The sequence below is a fragment of the Marinobacter oulmenensis genome (assembly GCF_014201735.1).
GTDB classification, from domain to species: domain Bacteria; phylum Pseudomonadota; class Gammaproteobacteria; order Pseudomonadales; family Oleiphilaceae; genus Marinobacter; species Marinobacter oulmenensis.
On sequence record NZ_JACHFE010000004.1, the window covers coordinates 317,147 to 329,496 of the forward strand.

The following is a 12,350-nucleotide window of genomic DNA, read 5'->3' on the forward strand; positions in this document are numbered from 1 at the left end:
TTATTTGTATTTACGAAGCTCAAGTCTCGCCACCATCGCCCGGTGCACCTCGTCCGGGCCGTCGGCCAGACGCAGGACGCGGGCGTAGCCAAACAGGGCGGTGAGCGGGAAGTCATCATCGCTGACACCAGCGCCACCATGGATCTGGATCGCATCATCCACGATTTTCTGCAACATCGAGGGAATCACCGCCTTGATCATCGACACTTCCTGAAGGGCCCCGGCAATGCCTTTGGTATCCAGAGCCCAGGCGCATTTCAGGGTCAGCAGGCGCGCCTGCTCGATGGCCATCCGGGCATTGGCAATGATGTCCGGGTTGGCTCCCAGCTTGGCCAGAGGCCGGCCGAACGCCTCCCGTGAGGTGGCCCGGCGGATCATCAGCTCCAGGGTGCGTTCGGCGGCACCGATGGCACGCATGCAGTGATGGACCCGGCCCGGTCCGAGGCGGCCCTGGGCGATTTCGAAGCCGCGGCCGGGCCCGGCGATGATGGCACTTTTGGGCAGCCTCACGTTATCAAACAGAACCTGGCCGTGGCCGTAGGGCTCATCATAGGCACCGAAAACCGGCAGCATGCGCTCGACGGTAATGCCCGGCGTATCCAGCGGAACCAGCACCATGGAATGACGACGATGCTTGTGTGCTTCCGGGTCGGTCACGCCCATGAAGATCCCCACCTTGCAGTCCGGGTGGCCAATGCCTGTACTCCACCACTTGCGACCATTGAGAACAACCTCGCCCCCCTCGACGGTTGCCGTAGCTTCCATGTTGGTGGCATCCGAGGACGCCACCGCGGGCTCGGTCATGCAGAACGCGGAACGGATCCGGCCTTCGAGCAGCGGCGTCAGCCACTCGGCTTTCTGCTGGTCGGAACCATAGTGAATCAACACCTCCATGTTGCCGGTGTCCGGCGCATTGCAGTTAAAGATTTCCGGGGCAATGAAACTGCGCCCGGTGTCCTCGGCAATCAATGCGTAATCCGAGTTCAGCAGGCCACAACCGTGCGTCTCATCCGGAAAGAACATGTTCCACAGTCCCTGGGCCCGGGCCTTTTCTTTCAGTTCCCTGATGACCGGCAGTTCCACCCAGCGATTCTCCCGGGAGGCCAACTCCCGGTGGTAATGCCCTTCGACAGGGTATACCTCATCCTCCATGAACTGCTTTACACGGCGGAGATAATCCTGCCCTTTGTCTGAAATATTGAAGTCCATCTGCGGCTCCTCTGCCAACGCGGCCACGCCCCTGATCCGGGTCCGTGTGCTGAATCCGATGGCGTCCAGTGTAGGGAGCGACCTGCTATTACGCGACTGAATTATACTAATGCTTTACCATTAGAGCTGTTTATTCACTATCGGAGCCGACATGTCTGCCACCCGCCTGGATCTGAACCTGCTCACTGTCTTCGACACCATCTACCGGGAAGGCAGCCTCACCCGGGCGGCCCAGACCCTGAACCTTACCCAGCCGGCAGTCAGCCACTCACTGTCCCGGCTGCGGGAGCATTTCAACGACCCGCTGTTCACCCGGCAGGGCAACCGGATGATCCCCACGCCCCTGGCCAGACGGTTTGTGGAGTCCATGCGCCCGGGCCTGAACCAGATCCAGTCCGCCGTTAATCAGTTCCACGACTTTGATCCCGGCCGCCAGCGCAAAACTTTTGCCCTCGGACTGAGGGATGTTCTGGAGTCCACGTTTCTGCCCCAGTTGATGAACGGTCTGGCGCCCTACCCGGACCTGGAGATCAACAGCATAAGGGTGCCGCGCAAGGACATGGAGAGCCATCTGGCGTCGGGCAGGCTCGACTTCGCCATTGACGTGCTGCTGCCTGTCAGCGGCCAGACCAGTCACGAACTGTTGCGCCAGGACCGGCTGGTGGTGCTGGCCAGACAGGACCATCCACTGGCGAGTCAGGGGGTGACGCTGGATGACTACCTCCAGGCCCAGCATATCCTGGTGTCTTCCCGGAGTGAGGGCCCGGGCATTGAAGATTTCGAACTGTCCCGACAGGGTGCCCGGCGCGATATCCGCCTGCGCTGCCAGCACTACTACGCTGCCTGCCGGGTGGTGGAGCGTTCCGACCTGCTGCTGACCATGCCGGAAACCTACGCCCGCATCATCGCCGAGCGGGCCGGCATTACCGTACTCTCACCGCCGGTGGAGATGCCATCCATTGATGTGCATCTTTATTGGCATCAGGCCTATGAACAGGAGCCGGCGCTGGCCTGGTTGCGGGAACAGTTGCGCCGGATTGCGTGATGATTCAGGGAAGGCCTCAATAGGCGCCAACAGCCATCAGAAACCCGAAGAAGCCGGCGCCGGTAATGCCAAGGGCGAGCACAACGATAGCCAGCCCCCACCCGATGGCAGCGGCATCGGAAATGTCCACATCGTGCCCCCTCAGGGTGCGGTAGAAGGCCCAGGGACCCAGCACAAAAGCACCGAAAACGGCAAACACCAGCCCGACGGCGACGCCGGCGAACGTCCAGGTGGCCAGCACAGTGGCACGATCAGGCAACTGGTCAGTCACGCCCTGGCGTTCGAGGAACTTCCGGCAGAACAGCCAGATCAGCCCGAACAGGGCCGCCACAAAAACCAGACCACCCACCAGTGTAATCAGACGATAGAACACACAAGGTCTCCCTGAGGGTCGTAATTCAGTCCGGCCAGACCGGTTCGGGCAGACACTCGAACCCCGGTCGGGCAAACAGGAAGCCCTGGTACAGGGTGATGCCCTGATCCCGCAGCCAGAAGTATTCTTCGGGCGTTTCCACGCCTTCCGCCACAATACGACCGCCAAGCTGACGCATCATGGTCAGTATGCCGGCCACCACGGCCTGCTTGTTGGGCTGCTTGTGGATATCCCGGATCAAGTCCATATCCAGCTTCAGCAGGTCGGGAGGGCTGGCCATCATGATCTGGTACCGGGAATAGCCGGCACCGAAATCATCAATGGCTGTATGGAACCCCATGGAGTGGTAGGCCTTGATAATGGAGGCCAGATGATCCACCGAGGTCATCTTTTCACCTTCGGTGACCTCGAAGATGATCTTGTTGGTATCAAAGTTGTATGTCTTGGCCGCCGCCAGCGTGGTGCGGATACAGTATTCGGCCTGATACACCGCATTGGGCATGAAATTGATGCTCAACAGTGCCTGCATATCCAGCTTGGCCGCCAGTTTCACGGCCTTTACCCGGCAGATCTGGTCAAACGCGTAGCGATTGCGCTCGTTCACCCGGGACAGCACGCTCATGGCACCTTCGCCCTCCGGCCCACGCACCAGGGCTTCGTAGGCATAAACGCTCCTGTCAGCGGCATCCACGATCGGCTGGAAGGCGAAGCTGAAGGCGAAATCGAGCCCTTCCCCACACGCACACTGATCACAGTGTGATTCGTCAAACAATACTTCTGGTCTGTCCACGAAGACTCCCGTACGCTGGCAACGAGCATTGCCGTCATAGTAAAACACTGATCTGTATTCACTATAGCGGCGAACCCCAACCGGGTAAAACATCCCTTCACTATCAGACGTATAGGGGGCTGGCATCTGGTTGGCCCGAAGCTACACTGGACACAGGCATCCAACACCCAGTCAGGAGGTAATCGAATGGCCCAGAGCACACACGTTGCAATCACACCCGGCGATGGTGTCGGCCCGGAGGTGGTCGCGGAAGCTGTTCGCTGCCTGCAGGTGCTGCGGGAAAAACACGGCCTGGCCCTGGAATGGACCCGGTTCCCCTGGCCATCCCACGCCTGGCATGAAGAGCACGGTGAATCCTGGCCGGAGGACGCCCTCGAACAACTCGCGGGCTACGACGCCATACTGCTAGGCGCCCTGGGTGACCCGGGCCCCATGGACGACAGTGAGCGCTATCTCCTGCCGGACAGCATCTCACTGGCGCCCTTGCTGGACATGCGCAAGGGCTTCGACCAGTGGGTCTGCGAGCGCCCGGCCCGACTGCTGCCCGGTGCCCGCCAGTACCTGAAGGATGACCGCGCCAAAGACATCGACATGCTGGTTATCCGCGAGAACAGTGAAGGGGAATACGTCAGTCAGGGGGGCCGGCTGCGCAAGGGAACCCAGGACGAAGTGGCCACCCAGATGGAAGTGTTTACCCGCAAAGCCACCGAGCGGATTATCCGTTACGGTTTCGAGCAGGCCCGCAAGCGGGCGGAGGAACGGGTTCAGCAGGGCCGAACCCGCAGTTTCCGGACCCTCGACGGCCGCACCTGTGAAAGCCAGGTGTGCGTGATCACCAAGCGTAACGCTTTGCGTCACTGGGGTGACATGTATACCGAAGCCTTTGAGGAGATCAGCCAGGAATACCCGGACGTGGCAACCCACCACGAACTGGTGGACGCTGCCTGCATGAAGTTCGTCCAGAGCCCCTGGGCATTTGATGTAGTCGTGGCCAGCAACCTCCAGGGGGACATTCTGACCGACCTGGCCGCCGTACTCTCGGGCGGCATGGGCGTGGCACCATCCTGCAACCTGAACCCGACCGACCCGGATATGCCCTCCATGTTCGAGCCCACCCATGGCAGCGCGCCGGATATTGCTGGCCAGGGCATTGCCGACCCCACCGCCATGTTGTTCACCACTGCGCGGATGCTGGACTGGCTGGGACAGAAAGATGAAGCCCTGGCGCTGGCCGGCAAAGAGCTGTTCGATGCGGTGGCGGCAGACCTGGCGGAGCACGGCGGAGAACGCCGCGCCACCCGGGAAATCGGCGAGGAAGTTTGTCGTCGTCTTAAGGCCTGACCCGGCGCACTACCGGTCGGCCATGACGAACTCGAGCCGGCCGGGCGCCACCCGGATGTCCATGGGGACCATGCCGAACATCCGCTGGCTGAAATCACTTTCATCCAGCCGGTAAACCGGCATGGTTTCCAGCATCTGCGCCACCGAACGCATGACTGCCTCGGTCACCGGCGCCAGGTCGCCCCGGAAGAAGGGCGACTCCACAGAGCTCTCCAGCAAACGAAGCCTGCGAATGTAAACGGCCTTTTCTTCGCTGTCGTAAACCGGAGCCCCTTCCACTTTCAGGGCCAGGTCCACCGGCAGTCGGGTCATCAAGGCATTGAGAGCCACCTGCCCCCGGACATCAATCACCGCCACATCGCGGCCATCGGGCCCCAGCGTGATATCGGCATCGTCCAGACTCAGGCTCAGCGGCGAGCCGCTCTGCAGTTGCTGGCGATCAAAGGCTTCGACGGCATCGGTCAGATGCCGCTCGATCTCTGCCTCGGAAATACTGTAAGGCGTCATGATGCTGGCACAGCCAGCCAGCATCATGACCATCGACACCAGCACCAGCCAGGGGGCGGAGCCTGTCAATCGGGTCATATGTGCGTCCTCTGAAGGTCCCGCTCCGGCTCTGGCCGGCCGCTGTCAGTACTGCTGTTTGGCCATCCAGGGGATGATCCGGTCAAAGGCCTCATCCAGACGTTCGCAACTGGTGGAGAAACTGATACGGATGGCGTTGGTACAACTCTCGCCAAAGGCATCCCCCGGTACGACACAGACACCGGTCTCCTTGAGCATGCGCAGGGCCAGGTCAGAGCCATCCACATGGGGCGGCAGACTCGGGAACGAGAAGAACGCGCCGCCTGGCTTGTAGCCGCTCAGATAAGGCGTCTGATCGACCAGATCAACCACTTTGTCACGGCGCTCCCGGTAGATGTCCACCATATCCTTCACGCACTGCTGATCTCCGGTCAGGGCCGCCACACCAGCGAACTGCGCCGGGGTATTGGCTACCGAGGTGGTGAACATGTGGTACCGACGCAGGGATTTGATCGCTGCCTGACTGGAAATCACCCAGCCAACCCGCAGACCGGCCATGCTGTAGGTCTTGGAGAAACTGCTGATGCACATGATGTTGTCCAGATCCATGGAACAGCTCAGCACACTGGCAAAGTCATCATCGTCAAACAGCAGGTGGTCGTAGACCTCATCGGCATAGACCTGGATACCGCGATAGGCGCATTCCTCCAGAATGGTCTCCACCGTGCTGCGCGGGTATACCGCCCCGGTGGGGTTGTTCGGGTTGTTCAGGATCAGGGCAAAGGTGCGCGATCCCATGGCCCGGATAACCTCATCCGGATCCAGCTGGTGATCATTCTCGGCCCGCGTCGGGATGTACTTCACCTCACCCCCGTTCATACGGATCAACGGGGCATACAGCAGGAACGACGGGTCTGTGACCAGAAACTGTCGGCCGGGAGCCGACGTCGCCGAAATGGCCAGGTACATGGCCTCGGTCGCGCCGCTGGTAATCAGGATGTTGTCGCGGGTGAGCTTGCGATTGTAGCGCTTGCCGTAATAGTCGCGCAGGGCCACCAGGAGTTCCGGCAGCCCGGCATCCATGGTGTAACCTGTCTGCCCCGCGTTCAGGGCATCCACATAGGCATCGATCACATGCTTGGGTGTCGGCAGGTCCGGTTGCCCGATGGAAAGATGAATCACATCCTTCATCGTGGACGCCATATTCACCAGGCGACGGATACCCGATACAGGAATGGTCTGCATCGCCGGGTTCCAGCTCGCTTTCGCTTTGCGGTACTTCACTTTACGTGGCTTGGCCTGGCCGGTGTCCTTGCTCACGGAATCTGCCATATACACCTCCTGACAGCAGGAAAAATTGGGAACCACGGGTGCAGGTTAGCCAGTATCAGAGGCGGGAGCAAGCAAGGTTGACCAGCGTTCATTCGCCGACCAGACTGTAAGTCAATCTGACACCACTCAAGCTCTCATCGGAGGACAGATGACTGTTTCCAACAAACCGGTTGTCACCGTACTGACCGCGCCCGGAGAATCGGCGCCCCCGGGTATCGACGCGGTCAAGGCACGGGCCGAAGTTCGCTTCGCCTGTGACGAGCCAACGCTCAGGGATACCCTGCCCGGCACGGACATCATGATGGTAACCGACTTCCGGACAGAAGCACTGGAAGCAGCATGGCCCGCAGCAGACCGGCTGCAATGGATTCACGCCACCAGTGCCGGCGTGGATGCCCTGATGTTTCCGGCCCTGATTGACAGTGATGTAACGGTCACCAATGCTCGGGGTATTTTTGACCGCAGCATTGCCGAATATGTGCTCTGTACCCTGCTGATGTTTGCCAAGGACTTCCCAAGATCACTGCGGCTGCAGCGGGACCACCAGTGGCAACACCGCGATACCGAAAGAGCCGAGGGCAAACAGGTTCTGGTGGTCGGTGCCGGCTCCATCGGTCGTCAGATCGGCCGCCTTGCCAAAGGCATCGGAATGGATCCTCACGGGGTGGCCCGCACCGCCCGGCAGGATGACCCGGATTTCTCCGCTGTCCACAGCAACGAGCAGCTGTTCGACCAACTCGGGCACGCGGACTACGTGGTGATCGCAGCCCCGCTCACCCCACAGACGGAAGGCCTGTTTGACCAGAAGGCCTTCAGCGCCATGAAACCATCGGCAAGGCTGATCAACATCGGTCGCGGTCCGATCGTCAGGACCGATGATCTGCTCAAGTCGCTGGATTCCGGTGAAATTGCCGGAGCAGCCCTGGATGTGTTCGAGGAGGAGCCGGTCCCGGCCGATCATCCATTGTGGGACTATGAGAACGTGATCATGACGGCCCACATGGCCGGCGATTTCATCGGCTGGAAACGGGCCCTGACCGATCAGTTCCTGGAGAACCTTGATCTCTGGAGCCGCAACGAAGACCTGTTTAACCTGGTTGACAAAAAGCTGGGGTATGCCGGCAGCCGCTGACGCGCCCCTGCCTCCATAAAAAAACGGGAGCCAGTGGCTCCCGTTTTTTTATCCGCCCGGAGTATCAGCTACCGGACAATGACTGTTCCGATGGATCAATCTCCATCTGCTGGATAGCAATCACGGCCTGGGTCCGGTTACGGACACCCAGCTTACGGAACACGGCCGTGATATGCGCCTTGATGGTAGCCTCTGAAACGTCCAGATCGTAGGCGATCTGCTTGTTCAGAAGCCCCTCAGCCAGCATGCCCAGCACGCGGAACTGCTGGGGCGTGAGTGACGCCAGGCGCTCGGAAAAGTCAGTGGCTTCCGCCTGCATACGCTCGATCTTGTCGGCCACCCCTTCGGGCAGCCAGACCTCACCCTCCAGTACCGCCTGAATGGCTTCGGTAATGGTCGGCAGCGGAGCTGACTTGGGGATGAAACCCGAGGCGCCGTAATCCACGGAACGGCGCATAACCTGAAGGTCTTCCGAACCGGACACAACCACCACCGGCAGTCCCGGGTACTGGCCCCTCATGAAGACCAGCCCCGAAAAGCCGTGCGCACCCGGCATATTCAGATCCAGAAGGATCAGATCGGCATCCGGGTGCGACTCTACCGCCGCCTGCAGTGATTTGATGCTGTCGACTTCGACCGTCTCGGCATCGGGCACTGCCTGATTGACCGCCTGCTTCAGTGCTGCCCGAAACAGCGGGTGATCATCAGCGACGATAATTGTTTGTGCCATTCAGAAGATTCCTTACAGGTTATCAGCTGACCAACACCGGGATTATTTGAACTCCCGGTGGCTGATCAGTTCGTCCACGACGCCCGGATCGGCCAGAGTGGAGGTATCACCCAGCTGATCATGCTCATTGGCTGCGATTTTACGCAGGATCCTGCGCATGATTTTGCCAGAACGGGTCTTGGGCAGTCCAGGTGCCCACTGGATCACGTCCGGAGAGGCGATCGGGCCAATCTCCTTGCGAACCCACTGGACCAGTTCCTTCTTGAGCTCGTCGGAGGGCTCTTCGCCTTCCACCAGGGTGACATAGACGTAGATGCCCTGACCCTTGATGTCGTGCGGATAGCCGACCACGGCCGCTTCAGCCACCTTGTCATGGGCCACCAGGGCGCTTTCGACTTCAGCGGTACCCAGACGGTGACCGGAGACGTTCAGAACGTCATCCACCCGGCCGGTGATCCAGTAGTAACCGTCTTCGTCCCGACGGGCACCATCACCGGTGAAGTACATGCCCTTGTAAGTGCTGAAGTAGGTCTGGGCGAACCGCTCGTGATCCCCGTAGATGGTCCGCATCTGTCCCGGCCAGCTATCCAGGATCACCAGGTTACCCTCGGTCTTGCCTTCGAGAATATTACCCTCGTTGTCGACCAGGGCGGGCTGAACACCGAAGAATGGTTTGGTGGCGGACCCTGGCTTGAGGTCGGTAGCACCCGGCAGCGGAGAAATCAGGATGCCGCCGGTTTCAGTCTGCCACCAGGTATCAACGATCGGACACTGGCTGTTGCCGATGACACGGTGGTACCACTCCCAGGCTTCCGGGTTGATCGGCTCACCCACTGAACCCAGCACTTTCAGGCTGTCGCGGGAAGTGCCGTCCATCACATGCTCACCCTGGGCCATCAGGGCGCGAATCGCGGTCGGCGCGGTGTACAGGATGTCGACCTTGTGCTTGTCGACCACCTGCCCCATGCGGGAGGCATCCGGGTAATTGGGTACACCCTCGAACAGCAGGGTCTTGGCGCCATTGGCCAGCGGGCCGTACAGAATGTAGCTGTGGCCGGTGACCCAGCCAAAGTCAGCGGTACACCAGTAGACATCACCGTCGTGGTAATCGAAGACGTATTCGTGGGTCATGGAGGTGTAGACCATGTAACCACCGGTGGTGTGCAGCACACCCTTGGGGGTACCGGTGGAACCAGAGGTGTACAGCATGAACAGCGGGTCTTCCGCATTCATCGGCTCCGGCTCACACTCGGTGGAGGCACCTTTCATCAGATCTTCGTAACGAACATCACGGCTGTCATCCCAGGGCACCTGCTCATTGCCCGTGCAGGTCACCACAACCACCTTGTCGACCTTGGCGTCATCCTCGTGTTTCAAAGCCGCATCGACGTTTTTCTTGAGCGGAATCGCACGGCCACCACGACGACCTTCATCGGCGGTGACCACAAAGCGGGATTTACCGTTCACGATACGCGCCGCGAGTGCCTCGGGAGAGAAGCCACCAAACACTACCGAGTGGATCGCGCCAATGCGGGCACAGGCCAGCATGGCCACGGCGGTCTCGACGATCATGGGCATGTAGATAGTCACCACATCGCCCTTCTTGACGCCCTGGTCCTTGAGCACATTGGCAAACTTGCAGGTTTCCTCGTACAGCTCCCGGTAAGTGACTTCCTTGGAAACAGAGGGGTCGTCACCTTCAAAGATGATGGCAGCCTGATCACCGCGCTTGTCCAGGTGACGGTCCAGGCAGTTCGCGGAGGCGTTCAGGACACCGTCCTCGAACCACTTGATGGACAGATTGTTGTAATCGTAAGTGGTGTTCTTGACCTTGGTGTAGGGCTTGATCCAGTCAAGGCGCTTGCCGTGTTCGCCCCAGAAGGTGTCCGGATCCTCAACGGACTGGCGGTACATCTCCTCATACTGTTCACGGCTGACCAGAGCGCGCTCGGCCACTTCCGGTGCTACCGGATACAACTGTTTGTCACTCATGTGCTCCCCCTTTAATAAGAGTCTGTTGTCATTGTCAGTTTATTGGTTAAGGGTGATCGGACCTTTTGAGCCCTATAGGCATATACCCGTAGTTCAACACGGGTGCCGCCGCACAATGAATTAGACCAACGTACTAACCTTGCATGAAACTCCACTGGATCGGCTTGAAAATGCGCCGAACCGTCACTGATCTGACAACAAATTCATCAAACAGTGCCCCACTCTCCACAGATAACGCCCACCGGGATGGAGCACGCCTCCAGAAAGTCCGCCAGGCCCGTCGGTGCAGTACCGGTAAAAAGGGCTTCGTTGACAACTGGCCGCAGCGCCGTCATCGGGCTTCGCGCGGCAACACCCCGGCCCTGCTGGTCCAACAGATAGGCCACACGTCTGGCGATGGCCTCACCGGAGTCCAGCCAGATCGTGCGCTCCGGCAGACCCTCGCGCAGCCATGGCAACAGCAGCGGGTAATGGGTACAGCCGAGCACCACGGTATCGACGCCGGCTTCCCTTAGCGGCTCAAGCAGGTGATTGACATCCACCTGATCCGGCGAGGTACCAGCCACCAGCTCCTCAGCCCAGCGCACCAGCGCGGGATGCCCCACCCGGACCACCTCGCAGTGGGGAGCAAACTGCCGGACAAGATCATCCAGATACGGACGACGAACCGTTGCCGGCGTAGCCAGCAAACCAATACGGTGATTGTGCGTGACGGCCACCGCCGGTTTAATCGCGGGCACTACCCCAACCACAGGCGCCGCCACCGTTTGCCGCAAGCGCGGCAGTACCACGGTGCTGGCGGTATTGCAGGCCACCACAACCACATCGCAGGGCAGACTGGTCAGCACGCGATCAATCAGGCGACAGCAACGCTCTATCACCACCTCCGCCGGCTGGTCGCCGTAGGGGAACAGGGCATTATCGGCAAGGTAGATCATTTCCGCGCCGGGAAGCTGGTGATGGATACATTCAGCCACGCTGAAACCACCCACCCCCGAATCAAAGACCAGAACCCGGGGACGACGCTCAGACACGGTCGCCCTTGCCCCCGGCTCTGATCCGCTCTTTCATCGACTCGATCAGCCGGCCGGCAATCGTGGTTTCCGGCGGGATCGGCGGGTGATCATCCGGCGTAAACCAGCCGGCATCCGCCAGCTCATCCTCCTGGAGCGTCAGATCGCCTGCCCGGTAATCCGCATAAAATCCCATCATCAGCTGATGGGGAAACGGCCAGGGCTGGGACCCCTGATAACGGATATTTTCGACTTCCAGACCGGTCTCTTCTCGCGTTTCCCGGGCGACCGCCTGCTCCAGGCTTTCACCAGGCTCCACAAAACCGGCGATCAGACTGTAGAAGTTACGCCCCGTTCGCGCCGACTTGGCCAGCAGGAAACGGTCCGACCGGCGGATGACAATAATCACGCAGGGAGCGATGCGCGGATACCAGGGAATATTGCAGTGCTGGCACCACCGGGCGCGTTCCCGCGGGTGAGGCCCGGTGCGCTCGCCGCAGCGACCACAGAACTGGTGATCACGCCACCATTGCCAGACCTGGAAAGCCGTGTTGATCAGCGCCAGCGGCGCGTCCGGTGTCGCCAGCAGGGCTTCGCGCAACGTCAGCACCTCCAGTCCCGGAAGGCCGGGATCCGGCAACTGGGTCACGTATACCCGCTGGCTGCCCCAGCTGCCCATACAGAGGGCGGTCGGGCGACTGTCTCCCATTTCCGGCCCGCCCCAGCGCAGGAACCAGCCATCACCGGGTTTGAGAATACTGTTGCCGCTGAAAGCCAGTAGCAGATCCCCTTCCACAGGGGCCTCTTCTGTCCATCCCGGCTGCCAAACACTTTCCTTTCCGCCCATACCTGCGACCTGTCAGCAATA

The 12,350-nt window shown here is 60.3% G+C and carries 12 protein-coding genes; 3 read left to right on the forward strand and 9 right to left on the reverse strand.

The features are described from left to right. Complete coding sequence (locus HNR38_RS09765) at positions 1-1,209, reverse strand: acyl-CoA dehydrogenase family protein (protein ID WP_183702997.1); 1,209 nt, start codon at positions 1,207-1,209, stop codon at positions 1-3. A gap of 151 nt (positions 1,210-1,360) precedes the next feature. Between HNR38_RS09765 and HNR38_RS09770 the strand changes: the two genes are divergently transcribed. Beyond that, positions 1,361-2,254, forward strand: coding sequence for a LysR family transcriptional regulator (locus HNR38_RS09770; protein WP_183703000.1), 894 nt, complete (start codon positions 1,361-1,363; stop codon positions 2,252-2,254). Positions 2,255-2,270: 16 nt separating this feature from the next. Here the strand turns inward: HNR38_RS09770 and HNR38_RS09775 are convergent, their stop codons facing one another. Beyond that, complete coding sequence (locus tag HNR38_RS09775; protein ID WP_183703003.1) at positions 2,271-2,627, reverse strand: hypothetical protein; 357 nt, start codon at positions 2,625-2,627, stop codon at positions 2,271-2,273. Between the two features lie 25 nt (positions 2,628-2,652). After that, the gene (locus HNR38_RS09780) at positions 2,653-3,417 is read right to left on the reverse strand and encodes an EAL domain-containing protein (RefSeq protein ID WP_183703005.1); all 765 of its coding nucleotides are present in this window, start codon (positions 3,415-3,417) and stop codon (positions 2,653-2,655) included. Positions 3,418-3,603: 186 nt separating this feature from the next. On the opposite strand from HNR38_RS09780, the gene HNR38_RS09785 reads away from it, so the two are divergent. Further along, positions 3,604-4,758, forward strand: coding sequence for an isocitrate/isopropylmalate dehydrogenase family protein (locus tag HNR38_RS09785; protein ID WP_183703008.1), 1,155 nt, complete (start codon positions 3,604-3,606; stop codon positions 4,756-4,758). A 9-nt stretch (positions 4,759-4,767) separates the two neighbouring features. Here the strand turns inward: HNR38_RS09785 and HNR38_RS09790 are convergent, their stop codons facing one another. After that, a complete protein-coding gene (locus HNR38_RS09790) occupies positions 4,768-5,343 on the reverse strand; it encodes a YceB family lipoprotein (RefSeq protein ID WP_183703013.1) in 576 nt (191 codons plus the stop codon). A 45-nt stretch (positions 5,344-5,388) separates the two neighbouring features. Continuing rightward, positions 5,389-6,615, reverse strand: coding sequence for a pyridoxal phosphate-dependent aminotransferase (locus tag HNR38_RS09795; RefSeq protein ID WP_183703015.1), 1,227 nt, complete (start codon positions 6,613-6,615; stop codon positions 5,389-5,391). Between the two features lie 148 nt (positions 6,616-6,763). On the opposite strand from HNR38_RS09795, the gene HNR38_RS09800 reads away from it, so the two are divergent. After that, the gene (locus HNR38_RS09800; RefSeq protein ID WP_183703018.1) at positions 6,764-7,747 is read left to right on the forward strand and encodes a D-2-hydroxyacid dehydrogenase; all 984 of its coding nucleotides are present in this window, start codon (positions 6,764-6,766) and stop codon (positions 7,745-7,747) included. A gap of 64 nt (positions 7,748-7,811) precedes the next feature. Here the strand turns inward: HNR38_RS09800 and HNR38_RS09805 are convergent, their stop codons facing one another. From HNR38_RS09805 to nudC, 4 genes are all read right to left on the reverse strand, one after another. Further along, positions 7,812-8,477 (reverse strand): LuxR C-terminal-related transcriptional regulator, encoded by a 666-nt coding sequence (locus HNR38_RS09805; RefSeq protein ID WP_183703021.1) that lies wholly within the window; start codon positions 8,475-8,477, stop codon positions 7,812-7,814. 42 nt (positions 8,478-8,519) lie between these two features. After that, on the reverse strand, positions 8,520-10,469 hold the full coding sequence (gene acs, locus HNR38_RS09810) for an acetate--CoA ligase (protein ID WP_183703024.1): 1,950 nt from the start codon (positions 10,467-10,469) through the stop codon (positions 8,520-8,522). Between the two features lie 206 nt (positions 10,470-10,675). Continuing rightward, a complete protein-coding gene (murI, locus tag HNR38_RS09815; protein ID WP_183703028.1) occupies positions 10,676-11,503 on the reverse strand; it encodes a glutamate racemase in 828 nt (275 codons plus the stop codon). Continuing rightward, positions 11,496-12,329: an NAD(+) diphosphatase gene (nudC, locus tag HNR38_RS09820; RefSeq protein WP_183703031.1), complete on the reverse strand. Its 834-nt coding sequence runs from the start codon at positions 12,327-12,329 to the stop codon at positions 11,496-11,498. The genes murI and nudC overlap by 8 nt, the downstream gene beginning before the upstream one ends. Positions 12,330-12,350: the final 21 nt, after the last annotated feature.